Origin of the sequence: Trinickia soli, from assembly GCF_002879855.1 — a bacterium.
Taxonomy (GTDB): Bacteria; Pseudomonadota; Gammaproteobacteria; order Burkholderiales; family Burkholderiaceae; genus Trinickia; species Trinickia soli.
Window position 1 is genome coordinate 204,532 of the sequence record NZ_PNYB01000010.1, and the last position, 26,832, is coordinate 231,363.

Below are 26,832 nucleotides of genomic sequence, written 5' to 3' on the forward strand. Positions count from 1 at the left end.
CCATGGCCAACATTATTCCCCGCATCGGCGCGGTCGCCGACGTCGCGCCGCAGCCCCTGCAGCCGCCGTGGCGGCGCGACGGCGTCGTGCCCGCCACCGCGGCGAAAGCCGGCGAACCCGCCCCGACGATAGCCAACGGCGAACGCAGGACTGAGCAGCCTTGCGCCAAGACGCTCAGCGATCACGGCGAACTCGCGGCGAGCGAAGAGGAAGGCAAGTTCCTCTGTCTGCTGGACGACGGGCGGCTCCTCATCGCCGAGGGCCAGGAGATGAACCCCTACGTGCTCTCCTACCGCGCGCGGCTCGAGCGCATGCGCAAGCCCTACCGCACGGTATCCGTCGCGCTCGGCATGATCGCGCGCGCCTATCGCGAGCACCGGGCCGACGGCATCGAACCGATCGAGCACACGGCAATGCAGGTCGTCGCGAAGGAGCTGATCGCGCAGGCTTGCCGCGAACGCGCCTCCGACATTCACATTCGCGTGCATCGGCACGCCACCGAGATCCTGTTTCGCGTGCACAACGAACTGGTGCGCGTGCGCGAGCAGACGCGCGAGCACGGCGAGCGGCTGCTCGCCACGCTTTACGCGGCGATGGCGAGCGTCGCCGACAACACCTACAAGCCGACCGAGCGGCAAGACGCGGCCATTGCCGATCGCGACAAGCTGCCCGATCAGCTGTTCGGCGTACGTATTGCCACGGCGCCCACGAGCGTGGGCAGCGTGATGGTCCTGCGGCTGCTCTACAACGACGCCGGCGACGCCGCCGAACTCGAAAGCCTGGGCTTTACCGCCGAACATGCCGCCACGCTCGAGTTCCTGAAGGAACAGCCGATCGGCATGAACATCATCAGCGGACCGACGGGGTCGGGTAAGTCGACCACGCTGCAGCGCGTGCTCGCAAGCGCGATTCGCGACGCCGCCGGCTCGATCCACGTGATCACCGTCGAGGACCCGGTCGAATACCCGATCGCCGGTGCGGTGCAAACGCCCGTGGTCAATGCGGCAGGCGAGGAAGCCCGCTCGGCGATGTTCGCGGCGGCGATCTCGAACGCGATGCGGCTCGACCCCGATACGATCATGATCGGCGAAGTGCGCGACGGCGCATCGGCGCAAAGCGCCCTGCGCGCCGCGATGACGGGCCACCAGGTCTGGACGACGGTGCATGCCAACAACGCGATCTCGATCGTCGACCGTCTGATCGACCTCGGTCTGCCGCTGCGCATGGTCACCGACGAATCGGTGATCACGGGCCTCGTCAGCCAGCGGCTCGTCAAGCTGCTGTGCCCGCACTGCAAGCTGCGCTTCACCCAGGTGCGCGACGAACTCGATGCCGCACTCGTCGCGCGCGTGAACCAGATCGCCGGGGCACGCCTCGCCGACGTCTGCGTCGTCGGGTCCGGGTGCGCGCACTGCCGTCAGCGCGGCACGATCGGCCGCTCGGTGGTCGCCGAGGTGATCCGGCCCGACGCCCGGTTCTTCGCCTACCTGCGCGATGGCGACAAGGCCGGCGCGCTCGGCTACTGGCTCAGCCATCTCGGCGGCGAGACCGTCACGGACCATGCGATCCGCAAGGTCCTCGGCGGGCTCGTCGATCCGCGCATGGCCGAACGCGTGGTGGGGCACCTGAACTCGCGCGGCGAATACGACGACTACCTGCGCGAGCAGGCCGGAGGGAGGCGTCATGCGGCTGCCTGACGTCAACCGCTGGTGGGCAAAGATACAGCTCACGGCCAACGCGCGCCTGCGGATCTACCGCAAGATCAGCAAGATGCTCGGCAACGGCTTGCCGCTACTCAAGGTGCTGGAGGATCTCGAAGCGCGTGCCTCGCACAATGGCCGCAAACCGCACGAGGCGCTTGCCATCGCGCTCGCGGACTGGCGCCGTACGGTACAAAACGGCGGACAGCTGGCCGAGGGCATGTCGGGCTGGGTGCCGCAATCGGAGCAGATGATCATTCTCGCGGGCGAGCAGGCCGGCCGCATCGAGCAGGCGCTCGAGTCGGTCGCGCGGGTGGTCGTGGCGGGTCGCAAGATCCGCTCGTCGATCGTCGGCGGCGTGACCTATCCGAGCATGGTCTTGCTGATGGTCTTCACCTACATCTACCTCTTCGGTACGCGCGTCATTCCGCAGTTCGCGATCTTCTCCGATCCGCACGGCTGGCACGGCGCGGCACGCTCGCTTTACCTGATGTCGAAGTTCACGCAGCGCTGGATGCTGCTGGTCGTGGCGCTGACGATGGCCTTCTGCGCACTGGTGGCCTGGTCGATGCCGAACTGGAACGGACGCCTGCGCGTCGTGCTCGATCGCGTGCCGCCCTACTCGCTCTATCGGCTCGTGATCGGCAGCGGCTTTCTGATGGCGTTCTCGTCGCTGCAGACCTGTGGCTTCACCGTGGAAAAGTCGCTCGTACGGCTTGGCGCCACGGCCGCGCCGTGGCTGCGCGCACGTATCGACGACACGCTGTTCGGGGTGAAGTCGGGCCTGAACGCGGGCGAGGCGCTGCGCGCCACCGGATATCGCTTCCCGTCGTCGGAGATCGTCGACGACCTTTGCATCTACTCGCAGTACAGCGGCTTTGCGCAAGCGCTCGAAGTGCTGGCTGCCGAGTGGCTCGAAGACGGCGTCGAGATCGTCGGCACGCAGATGCGCGTGCTCAACAGTATGTCGATCGTGTTGCTGGCGGTCGTCATTGCGTGGCTGGTAACCGGGTTCTTCGGCATCCAGCAGGAGATCGCGGCGGTGTCGCGATCATTGAAATAACCGGACGCAAGCCTGGCTCCAGGTCACGCCGGACATTTTTTTGGCTCATTGGGAGAATCACATGAAACCGGACCGTCGCCTCGTCAAGCCCGCCGCCCTGCCGCGCAGCACGCCGCGCGCGCGGCACCGCCAACGGGGTGCTTCGCTGCTCGAAGGCATCGCCTATCTCGGCATTGCCGCGATCGTCGTGATCGGCGCCATCGCGCTGCTGCGCACGGCGTTCGGCAGCGCCAACGCTAACACGATGCTCGAGCAGCTTTCTTCGATGCAGACCGCCGCGCGCAAGCTCTACATGACGACGCAAGGCAACTATGGGGCCGCCGCGCTCGACGGGCCGATCATCGCCGCAGGCGCCGTGCCGCAGGGCATGTCCGTGGATACGGCGAACTCGAAGATCACCAATGCGTGGGGCGGCGCCGTCACGCTCATGGGCGCGAACACCACCTTCACGATCAGCTACGCCAGCGTGCCTCAGGACGTCTGCGTCGACGCGCTGACGGGCACAACCACGGGCTTCACGCAGGTCGCCGTCAACGGCGCCGCGGCAGTTCCGACACCCGTCTCGCCCACAGCCGCCACGAACGCCTGTACCGCCAGCAACTCGATCGTCTGGACTTCCAATTAACGCCTGTCAGTCCGATGCCGGCCCTGGCGCACCCGCGCCGTGCCGGCCTCGCAAACGAGGGAGAGACGCCATGTACGCTTTCGCTACCTTTGCCATCATCGCCACGGTCGTCGGCGCCTGGCAGACTTTCGGCCAACAGCAGATGCAGTCGGTCGCGCAGGCCAGCAGCAGCGCGCAGGCGCAAGCCCAGGCGCTCAACATGGCGGCCTACCGGCAGTCGGTGATCAGCTATTTGCAATTGGCCGACCCGTCGTTCATCGGCTCGATCCCGCCGGGGCAGTTAAAGAAGATCGCGCACTACGCCTCCGACGGGCTCTGGAACAACTACGTCGACGGCAACACGGTCGTGGTGTACGCGCAGTCGCAAACGTCGGCTTCGTTGCCGTCTTTCACGGCCAAGATCGCACACGGCTCCGTGTTCGCTGGCGTCGCCCGCGGCGGCTACCTCGTGCCGACCGGCCAACCGGGCGTCAGCATTCCGTTGCCCGCCGGTATCGCGAACAGCATCACGGACGGCACGCCCGTCTGGATGGCTCAGGTTGCGCGGGGCTGACGCGATGAACCGCCAGCATGCCGCCACCGGATCGCCCTCGCGGCGCGGCGCTCGCCGCTCGCGTGCGCGCGAGCGCGGCGTCACGCTGATCGAGGGCATCGGGGCGCTGTTCGTCGCGAGCATCATGCTGATCGGCCTGTCGATGCTCATCGACACCTCGATGAAGAACATGCGCGATCAGCAGGCCGCGCAATTCCAGTCGCAGGTGGCCAACGCGGCGACTCAGCTCGTGCAGGCGAACTACGCAACGCTGGCCTCCTCGGCTACGGCCACCACGCCCGCCGTGGTGCCGCTCTCGGCCAAGAGCGGCCTGCAGCTCGCGAGCTACCTGCCGCCGGGCCTCAATGCGCAAAACGTCTATGGCCAGACGCCTTGCCTGCTCGTGTTCGCGCCTTCGACGGGCGGCCTCGATGCGCTGCTCGTGACCGAGGGCGGCCAGACCATTCCCGATATCGAGCTCGGCTATATCGCGGCCAACTCGGGTGCCGGCGCCGGCTCGATTCCGTCCGTCCAGCCCGGCACCTCCAGCACGGCCAACAGCGCCGCCTATGGCGCCTACGGCTCGTGGGTCGCCAATACCCCGAACCCGAGCGGCGCAAGTTGCACGGGCAAGGCCACGGGGCCCGGCCATCTCGTCTCCGAAATCTATTCGAGCGGGCCGAGCAACACGAACAGCGACTTTCTCTATCGTGTCGGCGTGCCCGGCTACGCGGACGCCAACGCCATGCACGTGCCGATCTATCTGGCCGATCAGACCCACGTGGCCGGCCAGAGCGATAGCGCTTGCGGCTCTTCCGTTGCCAACTCCGCAGGCAAGATCACCACCGATGCCTCCGGGCAGGTGCTCTCGTGCTCGAGCGCCGGTTACTGGCAAAGCGCGGGCTCGCTCTACTGGCGCGACCCCGTGGCGAGCCAGGCCGCTCTGCCCACCGGCGCGAGCGCCGTGCAAGGCGATGTCGCACTCGCGCTCGACACCGGCATTCCCTACGAGTACACGGGCTCGTCCTGGCATTCGCTGGTCGTCGACAACAACGGCAACCTCAACATCGGTAAGGGCACGGTTGCGGCGGCACAGATGGTCATGACCGCCGCGAACACGATCGGCTCGCCGTGCGACAACGGAGCGTCGCTCGGCGGCGTCGGGCAATTGAGCGTCGACGGGACGGGGCACATGCTCACGTGCATCGGCGGCACCTGGCAGGACGCGACGCGCATCGACAACGGCCCGGGGTCGGGCGGCTGCCTCGTCATCATCGGCCCCAATCCGTCTCCCGATTTCGGATATTGCGGGCAATACACGGGCGCTTATCCGGACGGGGTGAATGTGACGATGAACGGCAGTTGGTATGTCTACAAGCAGTCGTGGACCCTCACGCTCGCCAAGCCCGGCGTGATCACGGCCTCCGTCTGGGGTCATTTGAGCGAACAATATTGCCGGGCGACCGGCCTCTCAGGCCACCTGGAGCAGGACGTGGTCATCATCGACAACGACACCGGTAGCGTGCTCGGCAGCAATTGGGCACAGACGCCCGCGATCACGGACACCTCTGCGGGCATTACCGAGAACCTCGTCAAGCCGCTCTCGCCGAACAAGAACGGCTATCAGGTCAGCATCATCACCAGTTGGGCCACATACAGCGGACAGACGATGCCCTACCAAGCCAGTACATGCGCTCCAGACGGCAGCGCCGTTCCGATCACCCCGCTGGTGGTCGGGTGGAACATCAATTCGTACTACTGAATAACAGAGCAGCAGCCCTACAGGGAGTTCAACCCGTGTCACTGAAACCGCCCCGTTCGATGCCGCCCCCTCGTCTGCACGCGCGACGCGGGCGTGCCGCGCGTGACGTCGCAGCCCTGGACAGCGCCTGCGTGCGCGACATGCAGGCGACGCTCGAACAAATGGGCGTGGCCGACGAACTCGCTCGAGTCACGCGGGGCTGACGCGATGAACCGCCAGCATGCCGCCACCGGATCGCCCTCGCGGCGCGGCGCTCGCCGCTCGCGTGCGCGCGAACGCGGCGTCACGCTGATCGAGGGCATCGGGGCGCTCTTCGTCGCGAGCATCATGCTGATCGGCCTGTCGATGCTCATCGACACCTCGATGAAGAACATGCGCGATCAGCAGGCCGCGCAATTCCAGTCGCAGGTGGCCAACGCGGCGACTCAGCTCGTGCAGGCGAACTATGCGACGCTGGCCTCCTCGGCTACGGCCACCACACCCGCCGTGGTGCCGCTCTCGGCCAAGAGCGGCCTGCAGCTCGCGAGCTACCTGCCGCCGGGCCTCAATGCGCAAAACGTCTATGGCCAGACGCCTTGCCTGCTCGTGTTCGCGCCTTCGACGGGCGGCCTCGATGCGCTGCTCGTGACCGAGGGCGGCCAGACCATTCCCGATATCGAGCTCGGCTATATCGCGGCCAACTCGGGTGCCGGCGCCGGCTCGATTCCGTCCGTCCAGCCCGGCACCTCCAGCACGCCCAACAGCGCCGCCTATGGCGCCTACGGCTCGTGGGTCGCCAATACCCCGAACCCGAGCGGCGCAAGTTGCACGGGCAAGGCCACGGGGCCCGGCCATCTCGTCTCCGAAATCTATTCGAGCGGGCCGAGCAACACGAACAGCGACTTTCTCTATCGTGTCGGCGTGCCCGGCTACGCGGACGCCAACGCCATGCACGTGCCGATCTATCTGGCCGATCAGACCCACGTGGCCGGCCAGAGCGATAGCGCTTGCGGCTCTTCCGTCGCCAACTCCGCAGGCAAGATCACCACCGATGCCTCCGGGCAGGTGCTCTCGTGCTCGAGCGCCGGTTACTGGCAAAGCGCGGGCTCGCTCTACTGGCGCGACCCCGTGGCGAGCCAGGCCGCTCTGCCCACCGGCGCGAGCGCCGTGCAAGGCGATGTCGCACTCGCGCTCGACACCGGCATTCCCTACGAGTACACGGGCTCGTCCTGGCATTCGCTGGTCGTCGACAACAACGGCAACCTCAACATCGGCAAGGGCACGGTTGCGGCGGCACAGACGGTCATGACCGCCGCGAACACGATCGGCTCGCCGTGCGACAACGGAGCGTCGCTCGGCGGCGTCGGGCAATTGAGCGTCGACGGGACGGGGCACATGCTCACGTGCATCGGCGGCACCTGGCAGGACGCGACGCGCATCGACAACGGCCCGGGGTCGGGCGACTGCCTCGTCATCATCGGCCCCAACCCGTCTCCCGATTTCGGATATTGCCAGCGATATACGGGCGCTTATCCGGACGGGGTGAATGTGACGATAAACAGCTCCGGTTGGTATGTCTACACCCAGTCATGGACCCTCACGCTCACCCGGCCCGGCGTGATCACGGCGTCGGTGTGGGGGCATATGAGCGAACAATATTGCGGGATGACCGGCCTCTCCGGACACCTGGAGCAGAAGGTGATCGTCCGCAACAACGACAACAACCACACGATCGGCAGGAATTTGTCACAGACGCCCGGGATCACGGACACCTCCTCGGGCATCACCGAGAACCTGGTCCTACCGCTCGTGCCGAACCAGAGCGGCTACCAGATCGAAATCTTCACCAGTTGGGTGTCATACAGCGGACAGACGATGCCTTACCAAGCCAGTACATGCGCCCCGGACGGCAGCGTCGTTCCGATGACCCCGCTGGTCGTCGGGTGGACCATCAATTCGTACTACTGAATAACTGAACAGCAGCCCTACAGGGAGTTCAAGTCGTGTCATTCAAACCGCTCCGTTCGACCCCGCCTCCGGGTCCGCCCACCCGCCGCAAGCGCGTCGCGCGCGGCGTCGCAGCCCTCGCGCTGATCGGCGTGACGTTCGCTTCGCTCGCCGGCGCATCGGTGGCCGAGGCGGCCGTCGTGCACTGGAAGAGCCCGCAGATCGAGTACGCGGCCGAGGGTAAGGACGTCAAGGACGTCCTGCGCGACTTCGCCGCCAGCCAGGGCATCCCGGCCATGATCGGCAACAATGTGTCGGGCACCGTCAGCGGGCGCTTTCACATGCCGCCCCAGCGCTTTCTCGACACGCTGGCGTCAACGTTCGGCTTTATCTGGTACTACGACGGAACGGTGCTCGACATCGTCGCCCCGTCGGACATGACCAACGCCGTCATCGATCTCGACAGCACGTCGGTGCGCGAACTGCAGGCAACGCTGGATCAGATGGGCGTGGCCGACAAACGCTTCCCGCTCACGTACGACGCGGCACAAGGCGTCGCGATCGTCAGCGGGCCGCCATCGTATGTGAAGATGATCAAGGACCTCGCGCAGCGCGTGGACCGCAAGAGTACGCGCCGCATGGGCGACGAAGTCCGCGTCTTTCCGCTCGCGCACGCCTGGGCCATGGACCGGACGGTCAACGTCGACGGCGAGAACGTCACGATTCCGGGCGTGGCCACGCTGCTCAACAATATGTACCACCCGCAATCGGGAGGCGGCGCACTGGCTGGGTCGTCGCGCAAGCTCGCCTATCTCTCGCGCAACACGCCGACGCGCGACGTGTACGGCTCGACGAGCGGCGGCATGAGCAACGGCCGCGGCGGCGCCGGTTACGTCGCCCTGCCGCCTTTGCCGCCGGGCAGCAACGGCGGCGCGGCGATGCCGTCGGGGCAGCTGCAGCAGGCCCGCGCCGCGGCGAGCCCCGACGAGGCGCCGCCCGACGACAGCGGCAAGGACGAGGCGCTGCCCGTGTTTCAGGCCGACCCGCGCACGAATTCCGTACTGGTGCGCGACACGCCGGACCGCATGTTCCAGTATCCCCAGCTGCTGCAGCGGCTGGATGTCAAGCCGCAGCTCATCGAAATCTCGGCGCAGATCATCGAAGTCCAGGACGGTGCGCTCGATCAGCTCGGCGTGGATTGGACGCTGCACAACAGTCACGTCGATCTGCAGACGGGCGCGGGTGCGGGGCAAAACACCTATAACGGCACGCTCGCGCCGACGTTCGGTACGACCACGCTCTCGGGCGGCACGAGCGTGAACGCGGCGCCGCTCGGCATGTCGCTCTCGGCTGTGCTCGGCGACGCGGGCCGCTATCTGTTGTCGCGCGTGGACGCGCTCACCCAGACCGACAAGGCCAAGGTCGACGCCAGTCCGAAGGTGACGACGCTCAACAACGTCGAAGCGGTCATGGACAACGTCACACGCTTCTTCGTGCCGGTGGCGGGCTATGCATCGGCCGATCTCTACACGGTTTCGACGGGCGTTTCGCTGCGCGTGCTGCCGATGGTCGTGCAGGAGAACGGCACCACGCAGATCAAGCTCGACGTGACGATCCAGGACGGTCATCTGAGCTCGCAGACCGTCTCGAACCTGCCGGTCATCACGAGCACGAACATCAACACCTCGGCCTTCATCTCGCAAGGCCAGGCGCTGCTGATCGCCGGCTATGGCGTCGACGACCGCTCGCACACGGTATCGGGCGTGCCCGGCCTGTCGAAGATTCCCGTCATCGGCGGGCTCTTCCGAACCACCCAGCAGACCGACTCCCACATGGAACGCCTGTTCCTGCTCACGCCCAAGATCATCGAGCCATGACCGCCCCAGCCCTCCCCCATGCGCAGGCCGCCGCTGCGCGCGACGCGGAAATCGCGCACCTCGAAGCGCTGCTCGACAGCCAACCGTGGGGCACCGTGGCGTTCAGCCGCGCAGGCGGCGAGCACCATGTGGTGGTCGCCAATGCACGCGCCCAGCAGATGCTCGCCCGCCCGGTTGCAACGGGCGCCTCGCTCGTGCAGGTGTTCGGCGCGCTGAGCGAAAACGCGGCCGGCGGCGGCGTGGCGAACGACGAAGCCCTCTGCGAAGCGCTCGCGCGCGGCCTCGAGATCCCGCTCGGCGAAAGCTGGCTCTGGCTCAAGCTGGCCCACGTCGAAGCCGGCGGGGGCAACCGGGCGCCGGCGCACGGCGGCATCGACGCCACCGTCGCGCTGATCGATGTCACGGCGCTGCGCCGCGGGCTCGACGAGCGCATCGCCTCGCTGCGCTTTCTGTCGCACGATCTGCGCTCGCCGCTGAACTCGATCATCGCGCTCTCGCAGCTCGCGGAGAGCGATGCGCCGGCTTTCGACCAGTGCGGCGGGATGGATCAGATCGGCCGGCTGGCCCGTTACGCGCTCACCCTCGGCGAAAATTTCATCTTCTCGTCGGTGCTCGGCAATCTGCGCAAGAACGATTTTTCGCGCTTCGACCTGCGCGCGACCGTACGCGAGCTGGTGCCCCAGCTCGAGGTCGCCGCGGTCTACCGGCGCGTGCTGCTGCGGCTGTGGCTGCCGGACGAAGCGGCGGTATGGATCGAAGGCGTGCGCAGCTTCACCGCACGCGCCTTCCAGAACCTCGTGGACAACGCGATCCAGGCTTCGCGCCCCGGCTCCACGGTCACGATTCTTTTCAAAGTGGGCGACGGCCACGCCGAAATTCACGTCAGCGACCAGGCCGGCGGTCTGCCGGGACTGCGAGCAAAAGGGCGTATCGAGCGTTTCGATACGCAGCCGAACCGCTCGTCGAAAGGCTTCGGGCTCGGCCTGAAGCTCGCCTCGCAGATCGTCGGCATGCATGGCGGCACGCTGCACGCCGAACCCAACGACGAGGCCGGCACGACCTTCGTGATGCGACTGCCGTGCCTTGCTCCCGGCGATACGCCGGCCGCCACGGCTGCCGTCCACGTCTTCAAGCAAGGAGCACTCTGATGAAACAACCACTGCGCGAGGCGGTGAAGCCATGAAGAAAAACGCTTCGGGCAAACCGGTGCGCGTGCTCGTGGTCGAGGACGACCCGGCGCAACACGCGCTGCTCACCTCATGGCTCAAGGCGGAGGGCTATCAGGTCGCGTCTTTTCGAAACGGACTCGAGGCGCGCAACTATCTCGCCGACCAATGGGCCGACCTGCTCATCTTCGATTGGGACGTACCGGGGCTCACGGGCGAGCAGTTGCTCGCGCACGTGCGCGGCCGGGCGCGTTCGGCAGTTCCGGTGATCTTTCAGACCGTTCATTCGTCCGAGTCCGACATCGCGAAGATTCTCGACGCGGGCGCCGACGACTTTCTCGTGAAACCGCTCGACCGCGCCGTGCTGCTCGCCCGTGTGCGTGCCGTACTGCGACGCGCGGAGTCGGGGCAGCACGACGGCCGCAAGCTGCTCGTCGACGACGTGGTGCTGGACCGCGGGCGCCAGACGCTCGTCGTGGGCGAAACGCCTCACGCGCTCGGCACCAAGGAGTTCGACATCCTCTGGCACCTGGCCACACACGCGGGCACCGTCGTGCAACGGCAGGACCTGCTCTCCGTGGTCTGGGGCTGGGACGTGATGGTGCAGACGCGCTCGGTCGACATGTACGTGAGCCGCGTGCGCACACAACTGAGAAAAGCCGACGTGCCGTGGACCATCCAGTCCGTGTACGGCGCCGGCTACCGGCTCAACCTGGGCCCGGAGCCCGACGATGGCGCGCAGAACGACGCGCCGCGCGAACCGGCCATCGACCAACCCTTGCAGATCGACGAAGGAATCGCCCCATGACGATCGACCGTCTTTTCGCGGCCCTCGCTGCCTCGGGCCGGCGCACCGCGCGCCTGACCGCCGCAGGCCGTTTCACTCTCGCTGCCTGCGTGGCCGCCGCCAGTGCGGCGCAGGCGCGCGCCGACGTTCCGCCCTGGCAGACCTCGCGCTTCGAGTATTCGGCCGCGAGCGCGAGCGTGCGCGACGCACTCGCTGAACTCTCGCAGCAGGGGCACGTGCCGATCGTGGTCGCCACCGACGTGGATAGCCGAATCGCCGGTCGTTTCAATATGACGCCGCAGCATTTCCTCGACGTGGCGACGACCGACAGCGGCCTTGACTGGTACTACGACGGGACCGTGGTGCGCGTCTCCCGCACGTCGGCGCGTCGCACGCTCGCGATCCGGCTCGACTACGCCGAGCCCGAGGAACTGTTCAGCGTCCTGCGCGAAACGCGCATCGCGGACCCGCGCTTCCCGCCGCAACTCGACGAAGGCGCCCGCGTCGTGACCGTCTCGGGGCCGCCCGCCTTCGTCACGCACGTCGAACAGGCCGCGCGTGCGCTCGAGCGCGGCGCGCGCGAACGCACGCGTACCGCCGTGCGGGTCGTGAAGCTCACGTCGGCGCGCGCGTCGGACCGCGACGAGCGCCAGGGCGACCGGGTGATCGTCGAGCCCGGTGTCGCGACGCTGATTCGGCAGCGCGCCCGCACGGCGCGCGAACAGCCGCTCACACCTGGCGTCACGCCGATCGAATACGAAACGCCGCTGCCGATCCTCGAGGCCGACGCAGCGAATAATGCCGTGCTCGTTCGCGACCGCCCCGAGCGGCTCGCCGCCGACGTCGCGATGATCGAGTCCTACGATCGGCGGCCGACGATCGTGCGTCTCGTCACTTACGTCGCGCAAGTCGATAACGATGCGCTCGCTGCCCTGCCGCTGCCGTGGCGGGCCGCCGAGAACCCGGGCGCCGCGCGCGTGGCCTACACCGACGACGAAGGCGCCGACATGCTGGCCCAGTTGCGCACGTTCGAACATGAAGGGCGCGCGCACATCGAGCTCGCGCGCGATATGACGACCGTCGATGGCACGCCCGTCACCGTCGATCGCTACGAGAACCGCCTCGTCGAGGCCGTCGACCGAGGCGAGGACGAAACCGCCGACGGCCGCGGGAACGCGCTGCTCGACGTCGCGACCGGCATTGCGCTAAACGTGACGCCGGTGGTTGAACCCGGCGACGGCACGCCGAGCGGCACGGGCCATGTGGCTCTGACGGTTCGTCTGACCAACGATGCCAAAGGGGCCAGTGCAACGCAGCAGGCGCACGCCGAAGTCAGGCCACGCCGCTGCGTCGTGATCGCCTTGCCGGCGCAGGCGGCTGCCCCAGCCGCACCGCTCGCCGGCCAGCCTTCCGGGGCTTCCTCCACGGAGGCTGGCGCCGCTCCCTTGCGCACGCAGGTGGTGCTGATCGTGCCCTATCTGAGTGGATCGGGGTCGAACGGCGCTTGATCCAAATCGAAAGTTCTCTGGAATGGGACGCGCAAAGCATGGTCGTCCACGTTCGTGGCGGCCAGCGCGAGACGCGCCGATTCCGCACGCCGGAGGCCCCGAAGAAGAACTAAAACGCGGGGAGTGTAGGGAAAGCATGAATAAACTTTTCCCCGTTCCGTCCGTAATCCCTGGTAAGCGGGCGAAAGTCTGCGAGGAGCGCCTCGATTCCCAGGGGCGCAGCAAGTCGTAGCGCGTCTCCCTCCGCGCCCGTTGCTTACGAGGCTTTCCGCATGACATCGCTGGCCTACCGCCGCAAGTATGGCCTGCGTTTATTCGGCCGGCGCCGACGCGATCATTCCAGGCTGCTTGCGGTCTTGCTCGCGACGCTGGCCGCTGGAGGCGGATTCATCGAGTCCGCGCATGCGCAGTACACCTGCCCTACCTCCTGCACGAGCATGACGCTCAACGGCGGTCAGATGCAGACCGTCAATTCGGGCGGGACCGCCACCGACACCACCCTCAACGGCGGGTTCCAGGCCGTCAGTTCAGGGGGCGCCGCAATCGGCACGACCGCGAACTCGGGCGGACAGCAGGGCGTCTTCGGCGGCGGCGTCGCCAGCGCGACGACGGTCAACAGCGGCAGCGTCCAGTTCGGGCTCGGCGGCTCGATCGTGGATACCTCTGTCAACGATGGCGGCACTCAGGAAATCGACAGCGGGACGGCGACGAACATCGTGATCAGCGGCGGCCTCGCTGCGCAATATGTCAGCGGCGGTGCGGTGACCAGCACGACCGTCTATGACGGATTACAGGAAGTCGATGGCGGGACGGTCACGAGCACCGTCGTGAGCGGGGCGGCTCTACAGTTCGTCTACGGGGGATCGGTTGCCGATACGACGATCTTGGGCGGCCTCCAGGTGATCTCCGGCGGCGTAGCGACATCGAACGTGCTCTCAGCCACAGCCGAACAGGACGTCTACGGCGGCACGGCCATCGGCAACACGCTGACCGACAACTCGGTCCAGGGCATCTTCTCGGGCGGCGTGGCCAGCGCCACGACGCTCGCCGGCGGCGCCGGCCAATACGTCTCCAGCGGGGGCGTCGCGGACGGTACGGCCGTCAGCAGCGGCGGCACACAGTTTCTCTCCGGCGGCACGGCCACCAACACGACTGTCAGCGGCGGCGGCATTCAGTCGATCTACTCGGGCGGCGTGGCGACCGCCACCATCATCGGCAGCGCGGGCGTAGAGCAAGTCTACGCAGGCGGCAGGGCGAGCGGGACCACGGTCGAAGGCGGCGGCAACGTCTATGTCAATCGCGCAGGGGTTGCCGTCGGCACGGTCGTGAGTAGCGGGGGGGCGCAGAGCATCTCGTCGGGCGGATCGGCATCGGCCACCATCGTCTTCTCGAGCGGCACCGAGTACGTGAACTCGGGCGGACTCGCGAGCGGCACGACGCTCAGCGGCGGCAACGAGTTCGTCTGGACGGGCGGGTCCGCCCTCGCGACGCAGGTCGAGACCGGCGCGCAATTCCTGATGGGCGGCTCGGCGACGAGCGCAACCGTGTTCAGCGGCGGAGCCCAATACATCTTTTCGGGGAGCGTGGCCAGCGCGACTACTGTCTCGAGCGGCGGCAATCAATACGTCAGCAGCGGCGCGTCGACCATCGGGACCGTGGTGAGCGGCGGCGGCGAGACTGTTCTTGCGGGCGGCGCCGCCCTTGGCACGACGGTTGGCAGCGGCGGCGCGTATCTGCTCGGCGGCGCCACCTCAGGCACGACCGTGCTCTCGGGCGGCAACGAGTATGTCTACTCCGGCGGCGTGGCCAGCGCAACCACCGTCGGCAGCGGCGGCAACGAGTACGTCAGCGGCGGGCTGGCCATCGGCACAACCGTGACGAGCGGCGGCTACCAGAACGTCTTTTCGGGTGGCGTCGCCACCGCGGCGTCGCTCGCGACGGGCGCTCAGCAGAACGTCTGGGCAGGCGGCTCGGTATCGGGCACGACGCTGAGCGGCGGACAACAGTTCCTGTTCGGCGGTACGGCCACAGCAACGACGGTGAGCGCGGGCGGCGCCCAGTACATTTCGTCGGGCGGCGTGGCCAGCGCAACCACCGTCGGCAGCGGCGGGCACCAGTACGTGAGCAGCGGTGGCTCGGCGATCGGTGCCGCCGTCCTCGATGTGGGCTCGCAGGCCGTCTTCGGCGGTGGCGTGGCCAGCAACACCGCTGTCAGCAGCGGCGGCGCGCAGTCCATCTTCGCCGGCGGTATCGCTTCGGGCACAACGGTTAGCAGCGGCGGCGTGCAAAACATTTCGTCGGGCGGCACGGCGGCGAACAGCAACGTGCTCGATGGCGGTGCCGAATACGTTTTTTCCGGGGCCATCGCCAGCGCCACGACTGTGGGCAGCGGAGGCATCCAGTCCGTCAGCGACGGCGGAAAGACGTTCGGCACGGCGGTCACGTCGGGTGGCACCCAGACCGTCGCGAGCGGCGGTCTCGTCTCCGGCACCACCCTCGCGGCTGGCGCGATGCAGAGCATCGCCGCGGGCGGCGTCGCGGTCGGCACCGTCATCGGCAGCGGCGGCACGCAGACGGTTTCCAGCGGCGGCATCTCCACCTCCACCTCGCTCGGCGCGAACGGCACGCTGCTCGACAATGGCACAGTCATTTTCGATCAGACGACGACCTCGACCTATGCGGGCATGATTGCGGGCAGCGGCACGCTGATTCAGCAAGGCGTCGGCACGACGATCGTCAGTGCGGACAACCACGCCTTCTCAGGCGCCACCGTCGTCTCGTCGGGCACCCTGATCGTCGGCGAACTCGGCCAGGACGGCGCATCGCTCGGCGGCAACGTGAGCGTGCGCAGCGCGGGTACCCTGCGTGGGCACGGCTCGGTCGGCGGCTCGGTCGCGAACGGCGGGATCGTCATGCCGGGCGGCACGATCGGCACACTGACCGTCGACGGCAACTATGCCCAGGCTTCGAACGCCGCGCTCGTGATCGAGGTCAGCCCTACCTCGGGATCGCAATTGAAGGTGATCGGAGCAGCGACCCTGGCCGGCGGGCTATCCGTGCTCTACGATCCCGGCACGTATTCGGCGCGCACCTATGCGCTGCTGACCGCGAACGCCATCAATGGGCGCTTCGACTCCGTGTCCTCGCAGACGACAGCGGGCGCGAACCTGAATGGCCTGACCCAGAGCGTTAGCTACGGCGCGACCGAGGTCGATCTTCAACTCGTGAACGTCGTGAACGGCGCCGCGGTCGTCGCACCGATCGATACCACCATTTTCACGGCGCTCGGCTCGACCGTCGTCCAGGCCGCGCAGGCAACCGATGCGCTCGTGCTCGACCGTCTGGCGACGCTGGCCGATGCGCAAGCTGCCGCCTCACACGGCGGCGCATGGGTGACGGCCACGGGCGGCTACTCGCGCGCCGATGGACACGACAATATTTCCGGCTATGGGGCGCATCGCTATGGTGCCGTTGCGGGGCTCGAGCGCGGCGACGCTCACGCGCGAGTCGGCGGCGCGCTCGGTTTCGAGCATGCTCAGATCGGCGAATACGGCTCACCCGACACGGGCCGTTTCGATGCGTTGCATCTCGCCTTGTACGGCAGCCACGCACTCGGCCCGCTTCAGGCGGCCGCGCTCGTTGGCTACGGCATTCATTGGGCCAGCCAAAGGCGCCCGTTCGGCAATGCGGGGGCCAATACGGCCGAAGGCGATCACCTGATTCAAGCGGTGACAGGCGCCGTGCAGGCCAGTTTGCCGTTGCATTTCGGCGGCGCGGTACTCACGCCGCGCGCCGGCCTGCGCTGGGCCTATGTCCACGGTCAGGGGTTCGTCGAATCGGGCGCTGGCGGACAGGACCTCGCCGTCGGCGCCGACACGGTTCATAGCCTGCAGCCGTACGTGGGCATCTCGCTCGCTCACGCTTTCGGCAGCGCCGAACGGCCCGCACAACTGCACCTGGACTTCACGTATGCCGCGGAACTCGCGGGCCGTGCGCGCGCCGTGACCGTGTTCGCGCAGGATGGGACGGCATTTGCCGAGCCCGGCGCATCGCTTGCGCACAAAATCGTCTCGCTGGGGGCCGGGTTCCAGGCCCAATTGAGCCGCGCCTGGTCGATCTCGGCCGACGCTTCGACGCAACTGCGCTCGGGTTCCGACCTGACATTGAATCTGAGCTATCGCTATTGATTGACGACGAGCGCTGACGCGAGGCATGCCAAGGTGCCCGCTGCTTCGGCTCGCCGCGCGCGACCACGCTTGCCCCGCACCGGTCGGCATCGGCGGGAGCCGCACTCGCCGCGGCCGCTATCGCCCCAATTGCCCGAACGCCGGAATGCGCCGCAGCGCCGTCTTCACCTGCTCCGGCGTGATCAGCCGCGTGCACTCGAACTGCCGCGGCGTATCCTTGTGGCGCGGACACCAGAAGAAGTCCTGATGATCGAAGCGGTGCCGCACATCGTTCCAGCAACTGTTGCAGGCGTGATAGTTGATCACGCGAAACGGCGTGGCGAACTCGTTGGTCTCATGCGTAAACCCACTGATGAGCACCGTCGGCGTGCCCACCGCCCAGGCCAGCCACGAGAGGCCGCTCGACAGGCCGACGAACAGGCTCGCATGGCGCAACCAGCGTACGCGCTCCTGCAGCGGCCTGTCGCCCGTCTCGTCCTGCGCACCGTAGGGGATGTGGTTCCAGACGTAACCGAATCCATGGGTGGCCTTCTGATCGATGCAAATCACACGATAGCGGTGCGCCTTCAGGAACGCGACAATCTCGCGCCAGCCCGTGGGGTGGTTCCAGTACTTCGCCTGCGTCGAGCTTTGCACCGCGATCACGGCATAAGGCTCGTCGATCGGGGGGCTGTCGTCGTCTAGCGCGAGAAGGGGCCGCTCCTCGGCAGGATCGACGCCGAGCAGGTAGCCCGCCGTCCGGTGCAGGCCCACCAGCCGGAAATCGCAGGGCTGGCGAACGCACTCGTGATCGTCGAAGAAGAGCCCAAGGTTGTACGTGGCGTAATACTGCTGCGGGTGCACGGCCTCGGGCGTGACGAACTCGATCTCGGGATAGGCCTTCGCGAAGAGCGCAATGAGCTTGTCTGACATCGCGCAGGTCAACCGGCATCGGTGCTTGCGCTGGAACTTCACGGCGTACGGCAGCCACCCGACGACATCGCCGATGGTGCCGACCGGAAACTGGATCAGCACCGGCCGGCCTTCCGCGCAGTAGTGATGGGCGAACACGGGCGCCTCGTCGGGCGCCGCCTCGCGGCGCCAAACCTCGATCGAGAAGCGCACATAGTACTTTTTCGAACTCACCACGAGACCCGCGTCGAGTTCAGTCTCGAAGATAACGTTGCCGGTGTCGAGATCGCGCAGCCGCACGCGCCAGCCGCCCTCGGGCAACGCGACGCGGCAACCGTCGTTGAAGTCGAAGCGGATGCCGTGCGGGCCCGTCTGCGTAGCGGGCGGCGCCGGCGGCGTAAAAGCGGGCTTGGGCGGCGTCGCTGCGTTCGCTGGCGCCCCGCCGGCTTGTACGGACGAAGCCGGCAAATCTGGCGAGGCCGATGAAGCCGGCGCGCACGCGGCGGTCTGCTCGAGCGGCGAGGCACCTGAAGAAAGCTGCATATCGTTGATTCCCTTGGCGGCATTCGACTGACGTCGCGTCAGGCTGCGCCTGTCATGCCGGTTGCCGTGGCGCCGTCGACCGGATTCGCCGGCGCTCCACTATGACCATATCGACCTTATCGCGCGAAGGTTGAGCCGAATCAGGGTTTCGGAGCATACGACATCGCGCTGACACATGAGTCTGGCTTAATCCTGGCGGTCGTTGCAATGCCCTTGTGGCCTTTGCCCTACGTACTTTTTCCGGCCACCTTCATCACCATGGATCGCGCCCTTCGTTTTTTTGCGCCCCCATCCGCACCCGCTCGCCTCGCGAGCGCGGTTCGCGCCCAAGCCCGGCTTCTGACGCCCGGCGACCTGTCCGCGTTGCTCGAACTCGAGCACGAGAAGTGGAACGCCGTCCAGGCGGCGTCGCGAGCCCAACTGCTGGCACGCATCGAAGCTCATCCCGAACTCGCGATAGGCGCGTTCTGCGTGCACACGGGAAAGTTGCTCGCCTCGCTTTTTCTGAAACCCGTGCCCGACGATTTCGATCGCAATGCAGACACCTGGCAGGCATGCGTGGCAGCGGCGCCGCTGAGCGACAGCCGATCGCTGTTCGGCATCAGCCTGAGCAGCCGGGATGCCGCCGGCGTCGACGCGCTGTTCGCGTTCTTCTGGCCTCGGGCGCTCGCGCGCGGTTGGCGCTATATCTATCTCGGCTCGCCGGTGCCGGGGCTGCGCGCATGGCGGCGGCACCATCCTCACGGCAACGTGGAGGACTACGTGTACCGTCGCCAGGGGGGCCGGCCGCTCGATCCGCAATTGCGCTACTACCACCGGCGCGGCTTTACGAAGATCGTCGGCGTGAAGCGCGACTACTTTCCGCACGAGCGCTCGCTCGACTACGGCGTGCTGCTGCGCTGCACGGTCCCCCTCTCGCTGCTCGCACCCGTCTGGCGACGTCTGCCGGCGGCGTGGATCACGGGTGTCACGCACACGTTCGCCTCTTTCCTTTGATCGAGCCGGAACCCCCATGCATTCTGTCGTTGCCCTGCGCCCGAGCCGCCGCGCCGATCTGCCGAGCCTGCTGTTTCTCGCCATCGTCGCGCTCAACACGATCGTGCTTGCGACCACGCCACACCTCTGGGTGCGAGCGTTGCTGAGCCTGCCGCAGGCACTGCTGCTGGCCGGCTGCCAGGAAGCCAAGCACATGGCAGTTCACGGCACCTTTCTCTCGGACCGCCGTGCGAACGATACCGTCGGCGTGCTTTGCGCCGCCCTGTTCGGCGTGAACTTCACGGCCTATCGCTACTTCCATCTGCAACACCATCGCGCGAGTTGCACGCAGGCCGATCCAGAAGGCCGGCTCTATGCGCTCAGTTGGCGCACGCGATGGATCTGGGCGCTCGCGCCGCTGGAGCTGCCGTGGATCGCCTGGCATCAGAACCGCGTGGGCTGGCCGATGGTGCCGCGCTCAAGGCGCCGCGAGTGCAACGTCGCGCTCGGCTGGATGCTCGGGTTCTTCGCGCTCGTCGCCATCGGCGCATGGCGTGCGCCGCAAGCCGTGCTCTGGGCCTATGCGCTTCCAGCCGCCCTCCTCGCATGGTTCGATTTCGTGCTGACGCAAGCCGAGCACTACGGGGTGCCCGTCGCGCGGGCCGCGACGCGCCGTGAGCCCGGCGACATCACGCATGACATCGTGCTGCCCTTCGGGCTCGGTTGGCTCATGCTCCATCGCTCTCTGCACCGCGTCCATCATCGCTACCCCGCCTCTCGCTGGCACGACGCGCCGCGGCGCCTGCGCGACGATCCGACGGCCGCGCCGCTGACCTACTCCGCATTCGTGCGCCATTGGCTGGCCGCGGGCCCGCGGCTCTGGCTGCCGAACAGCCCGGAGCCGGGCGCGCCGCCGGTTGCCCACGCGAAGCGTCGCCGCAACCTCACCCGATGAGCCAATACCGATTCTCGATCGCGCAGCCGGACGATGACGCGCAACTGCGCGCCCGCATGGCGGCCGATTGGATCGAGGGCGCCGTCGCGCTGAGTCTGCGGCGCGAACCGTCCTACTTCGCCGCAAGCCGCCTGCAGGGCGCGATGCAGACCATCGTGTGCCGCGAGGCGGCCACGGACACCATCGTGGCCACGCTCGCGCGCAGCGTGGCGACCGTATTCCTCGACGGCATGCCACAGCGCGCGGCGCTCGTCTCCGATTTGCGCGTCGATCGCGCTCACCGCGGCCGCGGGGTGGTCGCGCGGCTGTTCGGCGAACTGCGTGCGCTGCACGAGGCCGATCCGCTGCCTTGCTACACGCTCGTGTACGAAGACAACGAACCGGCGCTGCGCAGCCTCGCGAGCGGGCGCCCCGGCATGCCGCGCCTGCGACGATTCAGCCGGCTGCAAACGCACGCGCTTCACCTGGGCGCCCGGCGCAGTCCTCCGGCATCGGCGCAGGCGACGATCAGGCGCGCGCAGCCGGACGAGTTGCCCGAGATCGTTCGCTTTCTGGCCACGCAGCGCGCCGCGGGCGCCTGGGCACCGGTGATCGGGGTCGACGATTTCGAACCCGGCGGGCGCTGCGACACGCTACGCGCGGAGGACTTCTTTTTGGCACTCGGCGACGGACGCATCCGCGCGACGATCGCGGCATGGGATCAAGCGCCGCTGCGGCAGGCACACGTGGAGCGCTACGCGCGGCCGATCGCGTGGGCGCGCCCGGCCTACAATCTCGTCGCCGCGTTGCGCGGCAGGCCGCCGCTGCCGGCGCCCGGCGGACGTCTGCCCTATGTCTATCTCGCCTTCATCGCCGCTGAAAATGACGACGCGGCACTTTGCGCAGCGCTGTTGGACCACGTCTGCGGGGCGCTCGGGGGCGAGCGATGGATGCACGCGCTCGCGGCACTGGATGAGCATGATCCGCTGCAGCGCGTGTTCGGCGGCTACCGGGCCACGCGCTCGGCCGTGCTCTGCTTCGAAATGCTCTTCGATGCCGGGCGCGCCTGCGCGCCGCCGGCAGGCCGCCCGCGCGTCGAATTCGCGCTCACTTGAGGGCTCCACGTCGCATCCTTGCACCGTGCCGGGGCAAGCTCGCGCACTCGCTTCGGCTTCCTGCACATTGGATCGCACACCGGCCGGTACCGTCATCTTGGCTATCTAGCATGGCCGACGAAAGAATGCCCCATACCGATCTGTCAGTTCCTCAGGATGTGCCATGCCTCGATTCAACCCGATCTCACCGCTGCCCACGTTCACCGAGACGAGCGTCGCGCACGACACCGCGCCCGTGCGTGAGACGTCCTCGCCCATCGTGACGTCGACCAAACCGCCGCGCGGAACGATCAGGGACCGTTTCGAGCAGATGATCGACATGCGGAAAGTGCCGCAACCGCCGGCTCTTCGCGTAGACGGTTGGAACGAGCAAACCGCGATGCAAATCTGCGAAGGATGGCGCGACAGCCTCGTCGAGAAGGTCTCGGTCCCCGAGCTCTCTCATCTTCTCGCCCTGAACTTCGAACGCGCGCACGCCGATGAGATTCCGCCCGAGCGCAGGGCCGAGCGGCTGCTGCCCGAAGGCGCCGGCAAGGCCGACTACTACGCGGCGATGGTCGAAACCTTCCTGAAGGCGATCGGCGCGGACGACGAGGAGATGGGAAAAATCCTCGACAGCTTCAAGCGGGCCGGCCTAGGCGCGTTGCACCGGCAGCCCGTCCTCGCCTCGTCCACGGCCAACGGCATCCTCGGCGCCGTTCAGATCGGCGCAAGCCTGCATCCGCCGGCGAAGGTCGCCCTCTCGACCGTCCAGCTCGTGCTGACAGCGGTCAGCAGCGCGCTCGCGGTGTTTTCGTCGAAGCTGCGCTTTCGCAATTCAGGCACCGAGGAAGTGATGCCGTATGGCAAGGCCGATGCGCCGCCGAGCGGAAAAATCGGCCCGAGCGTGGCAGGCGCTTCCTGGAAACTGCTGACGCAGCTTGGCAAGATCAGTGCCGACGTCAAGGAGATGGAAGCGGCGCTGGCCGAACTCGAACGCGCGCAGGCCGAATGGTCGAGCAAGCCCGAGGGTTCCGCCGCGTGGCACCTCGCCGAGCGGAAACTGCGTGCCGCGGGCGATGATCTGAGCGTCGCGTTCGCGGCATTCTGTTTCCGCAGCGAGTTCAAAGCACAGTACAAGGCCGCATCCGAAAGCGCCAAGGTGGAGTACCGAGGCAACGAACTCAATCTCGGCCTCGGCTATGTCAACGGTGCCGCCAGCCTGACGGCGACGCTGATGGCCATTTTCGCGCCGACCGCGCCGGCGACGTTCGGCATGTCCGTGGCCGCCGTCGCTGTCGGCGCACTTGCCTATGTGGGATACCAATTGAGCACCGGCCCGAGCAAGGACGGCGAAGCGAAGGCCACGCGGGCCATCGTCGCGCTGGCGAAATCGGCCGACCTCATGGGCGGCAAGGCATCGAAGCAGCAAACAGCGCGTGCCGAGGCCTACCGCATCTATCTCGGCGAGCGACGCTCACGCGATCCGGCAGTCAAATCGGGCGCTCGCGGCAAGCTGCTCGATACACTCGGGCAGATCGCCGCCGACGACAGCACGAACGACGAGTTGCGGCCGCTGGACAACTGGACGGCCTACGCCGACTACCGCGCACGACGAAACGACAAGCTCACCGAGATCGAGGGCGATCATGCGCGGCTGCTCGGTCTCGTCCGCGCAGGGATCGCGGCACGCCAACCGCCCTCGGCACAGACAGCGGCCAGCGGCAACGCAACCGCAACGGCGGTACCGGGCGCGCCGTCACGCGAACTCGAGCTTGTGACGGAGGTTCTCGAAGCCGACCGCGCACAACGAAGCGAGGCCGCGCTGCAAGCGCTCGATGCGCAGTTCGCGCAGACGCACGAGGCGAAGTTCAACACCGGCACCGTGACGAGCGCCTGGAAGACCCCCTACCGCATGCGTTTCGACAGCATGGGCCGTCTGCTGCTCGGCAAAGTGGTCGCATCGACGCGCGCGCTGCTCAAGCACAAGACGGGCACCGTGCCCGAGTCGGGACCGCAGGCGCAATTTCATACGACGCGCTTGGCCGGCAAGCGGCAAATCCTGAAGGCAAGCCTGCGCGACTGGGTCAACTTCGAGACGGCGCAAGCGCGCCTCAAGGAGGCAGCAAAGCTGCCTGCCGGCGACACGGCGGCCGTGCGCGAGAAGCTCGCTTCAGCCGCCCGGGCGCTCGCGGCGATCGGCGATGCCGATGCGCAAGCACTCTTTATGGGCGACGGCCGCGCGCAGGTGGAAGCGACGCGGCTGGCGAAGCGACTGACTGCCGGCGAAGAGGAGCGCTACACGATGACCATGGGGGGAGCCGCTGCCGTCGCCGCCACAGCCAATACGTTCGGCGCAGCATTCAGCCTTGGCGTGAACGTCAAGAAGGACATACTCGCAGGCCACGGCCATCCCTGGCAGACGCACTACGGGGACCAGAAGGACGGCCAGGTCATCACGCAAGGCAGTACGCCGATTACGGCTCACTATTCGGCCGGCGAACGCGCACGCTTTCAGAAGACCGAAATGGCCCGCCTGCTCGCGATACTCAAGCGCAAGGGGGAACCGTTGAAGCTCGCGCTGGACGTGCCCGAGGCCGAGACCTATTCGCCGTCGGACCAGCAGCTCGATTTCAAGGCGCTCGACGCCTCGCTCGACTCACTCGTGAACGAGCTCGAGACGCGCGCCGATATCGCCGACGAACTGACGCTGTCGGTCGGCGGCCGCAAGATCACGGCCGGCAGACTCGACGGCACGACCGATTACTATACGTGGCGCCGCGAGCAAGCCTCGCGGCGCACGCGGGCCGCGTTCCGCCTCGGTCAGGCGCGCGTCGTCGGCAAGGCGGCGTGGCTCTCGCTGGCTTCGCCGGTCGCGCAGGCGCTCGCGCACATTCCGCTCTCACGCACAGGCAAGGCGGCTCGACGCGGCAGCCAGAAAAGCGTCGAGGTCCGCGATGCACTCGCGGCGCTGGCCGGCGACGCACGGATGAGCTCGATCGCGAGCCAACGCTCCGAGCCGGCTGGCCACACTCGACCCGGCGACCATGGCGATCGCGATAGCGATCGCGATCATCTCGACGAGGACAGGGACAGCTTCTACGAGCTCGACCTCGGGCCGGCGATCGAGTCCGACCGGTTCGAGATCGACATCGGTCAGGCCGATGCACGCATCGGCCGCTCGGGGCGCCGCTGAAGCGACGGTGCAACAAGCCCGGAAGATGGTAGTGCCCTGCTCGATCGGGAGGCTCGCTGGTTTGTCTGCTGCATAGGTACTTCGGTCTACTAAGGAAATCCTTACGAGGATTACCCCTACGCATATCACCCTGAAAATCGAGAGGCGTCCTGCCGTTAACACAGACGAGGCGGCCCGCTCTCCGGTTCAGGCAGGAAAAACAGACTTCCCTCCACTCCGCGACACTTGCGAGCGCAGCGCCTGAATCATGAAAGGAACACAGGAAATGATCGTGAGCAACGCGACGGAACCTCGTCTCTTCTGGTCCAGCCAGGCCGACCGCCCGATACCGCGCGCGATACGCTTGCACGGTGTGCGCAGGCTGGCGCCGTCCCTTGCGATAGCCGCCGCTTCGCCGGCCGTGATCTTTGTCGATTGCGAGAACGCCGATGCCGCCTCGGAGCTTGGCAGGCTGCGCGCCGACACCGGCCCCGACGGCTACCTCATCCCGGTGCTGCCAGAACTGCGTCCGCAGGACGTCATCTCGCTGGTGGCGCATGGCGCCAACGACGCGGCCTGCCACGCCGATCTCGAGCGGCCGGCGCCGATCATCAAGCGAGCGAAGGATCAGGCGCAGCTGATGCGCCTCGCGCGCGAAGACGGCGCCGACCTGCCACGGCTGCTCGGCTTCGTCGACGGCATGGATTCGCCCGTGTTCCTGAAGGATGCCAACGGCCTCTACACCGGCGCCAACCATCGTTTCGAAAATTTCCTCGGCACCGGCCGGGAAGGCATTCAGGGCAAGACCGTCTACGATATCGCGCCGTCCGACCTCGCGCTCACCTACCACCGCGCCGACCTCGAACTGTTCGCGCGCGGCGGCACCCAGATCTACGCGACCGGCATGCGGCACGCCACACGCGGCGTGCGCCCCGTGCGTCTGTACAAGCGAACGCTTCATGATCCTACGGGACGGATCGTCGGCATCGTCGGCACGATGCACGAGATCGGCGACGCGCGGGGACAGCGCGCGGTCCGTGCCGAGTTCGATGCGCTGAGCCGCAGCGGCGGCTTGCCCGTCGATTCGCCGCTGAGCACGGCGCCCGTGACGGACCCCGACCGGCCGCTCGTCTCTCGCATCGCGGCCGGCGAACCGTCGGCGCTCGCGCGGCTTTACGACCTCTATCGCGCTCGTCTCTCGCGCTTCGTGCGTCGACTGTCCGCGAACGATTCGCTGATCGAGGAAATCGTCAACGATACGTTTCTCGTCGTATGGAACAAGGCACACGAGTTCCGCGCCGAATGCGCGGTCTCGACCTGGCTGATGGCCATCGCCTACCGCTGCGCGCTGAAGGCGCTGCGCGAGCAACGGCACACTCTGCTCGAGGTGGAACTGACTCACCCCGACCTCGTGCTCGAGTATTGGCACGATCACGAAACGCCTGATCTGCTCGCCAAAGCATTCGATTTGCTCTCCGAAGACCTGCGCGTCGCCACAGCGCTCGCCTATCTCTTCGGACATTCGATGGAAGAGATCGCACAGATCACCGGATGCCCGGTGACGACGGTCAAGGCTCGCCTGCATCGCGCTCGCGGCAAGCTGCGCACGCGGCTGGCGATGCTCGGCGAGCACGGGTACGCCTGAAGCCAACCCTGCTGCCGCTCGTCGGTACGACAGCGCCGCTCGGGTGCTCGACCGGGCGCACGCGCGAACCACGTCGCTTCGCATTTCCGCCGTGCGCTTCGGATGTGCCACAGGACGATCACGCCCCGGTGCTTAACTGATATCGCCGCCATGCCGGTCCCGCCTGCCAATTGCCGATTGCCAATTGCTCACAAGCGATGCGCCTCGCGGCTTGCGCAAGCGCGGCCCGCTCTGGCGGCAGAACGTTCTTGATCGATCTTTTTCGAAGGAGGTTGTAATGGACGGCGTAAGCGCAATTGGCGGTCTGGGCTCGACGAGCATGCTTCCAGGCATGTCCGGTATGTCGGGCTCCTCTTCCATGATGATGATGATGGAAGAGCTGATGATGATGTTGATGATGATGATGATGGAGATGTCGCAGCAAAACGGCGGCGGCATGGGC

18 protein-coding genes are annotated in these 26,832 nt (G+C 67.1%); 17 read left to right on the plus strand and 1 reads right to left on the minus strand.

Features of this window, described 5'->3' with window-relative positions:
- Window positions 1-2: 2 nt before the first annotated feature.
- The 12 genes from C0Z19_RS14100 to C0Z19_RS14150 all read left to right on the plus strand — a co-directional run bounded on the left by C0Z19_RS14100 (window position 3) and on the right by C0Z19_RS14150 (window position 17,133).
- A complete protein-coding gene (locus C0Z19_RS14100; RefSeq protein ID WP_102610449.1) occupies window positions 3-1,697 on the plus strand; it encodes a GspE/PulE family protein in 1,695 nt (564 codons plus the stop codon).
- Window positions 1,684-2,763, plus strand: coding sequence for a type II secretion system F family protein (locus C0Z19_RS14105; protein ID WP_102610450.1), 1,080 nt, complete (start codon window positions 1,684-1,686; stop codon window positions 2,761-2,763). Before C0Z19_RS14100 ends, C0Z19_RS14105 begins: the two co-directional genes overlap by 14 nt.
- A 61-nt stretch (window positions 2,764-2,824) precedes the next feature.
- Window positions 2,825-3,388 (plus strand): type 4 pilus major pilin, encoded by a 564-nt coding sequence (locus tag C0Z19_RS14110; protein ID WP_102610451.1) that lies wholly within the window; start codon window positions 2,825-2,827, stop codon window positions 3,386-3,388.
- A 70-nt stretch (window positions 3,389-3,458) separates the two neighbouring features.
- Entirely contained in the window at window positions 3,459-3,941 is a 483-nt protein-coding gene (pilM, locus tag C0Z19_RS14115) for a type IV pilus biogenesis protein PilM (protein ID WP_102610452.1), read from the plus strand.
- 4 nt (window positions 3,942-3,945) lie between these two features.
- The gene (pilV, locus tag C0Z19_RS14120; RefSeq protein WP_146012062.1) at window positions 3,946-5,682 is read left to right on the plus strand and encodes a shufflon system plasmid conjugative transfer pilus tip adhesin PilV; all 1,737 of its coding nucleotides are present in this window, start codon (window positions 3,946-3,948) and stop codon (window positions 5,680-5,682) included.
- A 35-nt stretch (window positions 5,683-5,717) separates the two neighbouring features.
- Window positions 5,718-5,885, plus strand: coding sequence for a hypothetical protein (locus C0Z19_RS28230; protein ID WP_158242982.1), 168 nt, complete (start codon window positions 5,718-5,720; stop codon window positions 5,883-5,885).
- Window positions 5,886-5,889: 4 nt separating this feature from the next.
- Window positions 5,890-7,629, plus strand: a complete 1,740-nt coding sequence (gene pilV, locus C0Z19_RS14125) for a shufflon system plasmid conjugative transfer pilus tip adhesin PilV (RefSeq protein ID WP_102610454.1) — start codon at window positions 5,890-5,892, stop codon at window positions 7,627-7,629.
- A gap of 131 nt (window positions 7,630-7,760) precedes the next feature.
- Window positions 7,761-9,485: a type III secretion system outer membrane ring subunit SctC gene (gene sctC / locus C0Z19_RS14130; protein WP_233196138.1), complete on the plus strand. Its 1,725-nt coding sequence runs from the start codon at window positions 7,761-7,763 to the stop codon at window positions 9,483-9,485.
- Entirely contained in the window at window positions 9,482-10,633 is a 1,152-nt protein-coding gene (locus C0Z19_RS14135; protein WP_102610455.1) for a sensor histidine kinase, read from the plus strand. The genes sctC and C0Z19_RS14135 overlap by 4 nt, the downstream gene beginning before the upstream one ends.
- Window positions 10,634-10,664: 31 nt before the next feature.
- Entirely contained in the window at window positions 10,665-11,459 is a 795-nt protein-coding gene (locus tag C0Z19_RS14140; RefSeq protein WP_102610456.1) for a response regulator transcription factor, read from the plus strand.
- Window positions 11,456-12,946: a secretin N-terminal domain-containing protein gene (locus C0Z19_RS14145; protein WP_102610457.1), complete on the plus strand. Its 1,491-nt coding sequence runs from the start codon at window positions 11,456-11,458 to the stop codon at window positions 12,944-12,946. Before C0Z19_RS14140 ends, C0Z19_RS14145 begins: the two co-directional genes overlap by 4 nt.
- Window positions 12,947-13,218: 272 nt before the next feature.
- Window positions 13,219-17,133 (plus strand): autotransporter domain-containing protein, encoded by a 3,915-nt coding sequence (locus tag C0Z19_RS14150; protein ID WP_102610458.1) that lies wholly within the window; start codon window positions 13,219-13,221, stop codon window positions 17,131-17,133.
- Window positions 17,134-17,250: 117 nt separating this feature from the next.
- Here C0Z19_RS14150 and C0Z19_RS14155 read toward each other — a convergent pair whose 3' ends face one another.
- Window positions 17,251-18,567: an autotransporter strand-loop-strand O-heptosyltransferase gene (locus tag C0Z19_RS14155; protein ID WP_102610459.1), complete on the minus strand. Its 1,317-nt coding sequence runs from the start codon at window positions 18,565-18,567 to the stop codon at window positions 17,251-17,253.
- Window positions 18,568-18,774: 207 nt separating this feature from the next.
- On the opposite strand from C0Z19_RS14155, the gene C0Z19_RS14160 reads away from it, so the two are divergent.
- The 5 genes from C0Z19_RS14160 (at window position 18,775) to C0Z19_RS14180 (ending at window position 26,390) form a co-directional block, all read left to right on the plus strand.
- Window positions 18,775-19,563: a hypothetical protein gene (locus C0Z19_RS14160; protein ID WP_233196135.1), complete on the plus strand. Its 789-nt coding sequence runs from the start codon at window positions 18,775-18,777 to the stop codon at window positions 19,561-19,563.
- A 16-nt stretch (window positions 19,564-19,579) separates the two neighbouring features.
- The gene (locus C0Z19_RS14165; protein WP_102610461.1) at window positions 19,580-20,497 is read left to right on the plus strand and encodes a fatty acid desaturase; all 918 of its coding nucleotides are present in this window, start codon (window positions 19,580-19,582) and stop codon (window positions 20,495-20,497) included.
- Complete coding sequence (locus tag C0Z19_RS14170; protein WP_102610462.1) at window positions 20,494-21,591, plus strand: hypothetical protein; 1,098 nt, start codon at window positions 20,494-20,496, stop codon at window positions 21,589-21,591. The genes C0Z19_RS14165 and C0Z19_RS14170 overlap by 4 nt, the downstream gene beginning before the upstream one ends.
- Window positions 21,592-21,754: 163 nt before the next feature.
- Window positions 21,755-24,766 (plus strand): hypothetical protein, encoded by a 3,012-nt coding sequence (locus C0Z19_RS14175; RefSeq protein ID WP_102610463.1) that lies wholly within the window; start codon window positions 21,755-21,757, stop codon window positions 24,764-24,766.
- A 265-nt stretch (window positions 24,767-25,031) separates the two neighbouring features.
- A complete protein-coding gene (locus C0Z19_RS14180; protein ID WP_233196136.1) occupies window positions 25,032-26,390 on the plus strand; it encodes an RNA polymerase sigma factor in 1,359 nt (452 codons plus the stop codon).
- Window positions 26,391-26,832: the final 442 nt, after the last annotated feature.

Coding starts and splice junctions, on each gene's coding strand:
- C0Z19_RS14100 (WP_102610449.1), top strand. CDS start 3: ATGGCCAACATTATTCCCCGCATCGGCGCGGTCGCCGACGTCGCGCCG.
- C0Z19_RS14105 (WP_102610450.1), top strand. CDS start 1,684: ATGCGGCTGCCTGACGTCAACCGCTGGTGGGCAAAGATACAGCTCACG.
- C0Z19_RS14110 (WP_102610451.1), top strand. CDS start 2,825: ATGAAACCGGACCGTCGCCTCGTCAAGCCCGCCGCCCTGCCGCGCAGC.
- pilM (WP_102610452.1), top strand. CDS start 3,459: ATGTACGCTTTCGCTACCTTTGCCATCATCGCCACGGTCGTCGGCGCC.
- pilV (WP_146012062.1), top strand. CDS start 3,946: ATGAACCGCCAGCATGCCGCCACCGGATCGCCCTCGCGGCGCGGCGCT.
- pilV (WP_102610454.1), top strand. CDS start 5,890: ATGAACCGCCAGCATGCCGCCACCGGATCGCCCTCGCGGCGCGGCGCT.
- C0Z19_RS14135 (WP_102610455.1), top strand. CDS start 9,482: ATGACCGCCCCAGCCCTCCCCCATGCGCAGGCCGCCGCTGCGCGCGAC.
- C0Z19_RS14140 (WP_102610456.1), top strand. CDS start 10,665: ATGAAGAAAAACGCTTCGGGCAAACCGGTGCGCGTGCTCGTGGTCGAG.
- C0Z19_RS14145 (WP_102610457.1), top strand. CDS start 11,456: ATGACGATCGACCGTCTTTTCGCGGCCCTCGCTGCCTCGGGCCGGCGC.
- C0Z19_RS14150 (WP_102610458.1), top strand. CDS start 13,219: ATGACATCGCTGGCCTACCGCCGCAAGTATGGCCTGCGTTTATTCGGC.
- C0Z19_RS14155 (WP_102610459.1), bottom strand. CDS start 18,567: ATGCAGCTTTCTTCAGGTGCCTCGCCGCTCGAGCAGACCGCCGCGTGC.
- C0Z19_RS14160 (WP_233196135.1), top strand. CDS start 18,775: ATGCCCTTGTGGCCTTTGCCCTACGTACTTTTTCCGGCCACCTTCATC.
- C0Z19_RS14165 (WP_102610461.1), top strand. CDS start 19,580: ATGCATTCTGTCGTTGCCCTGCGCCCGAGCCGCCGCGCCGATCTGCCG.
- C0Z19_RS14170 (WP_102610462.1), top strand. CDS start 20,494: ATGAGCCAATACCGATTCTCGATCGCGCAGCCGGACGATGACGCGCAA.
- C0Z19_RS14175 (WP_102610463.1), top strand. CDS start 21,755: ATGCCTCGATTCAACCCGATCTCACCGCTGCCCACGTTCACCGAGACG.
- C0Z19_RS14180 (WP_233196136.1), top strand. CDS start 25,032: ATGATCGTGAGCAACGCGACGGAACCTCGTCTCTTCTGGTCCAGCCAG.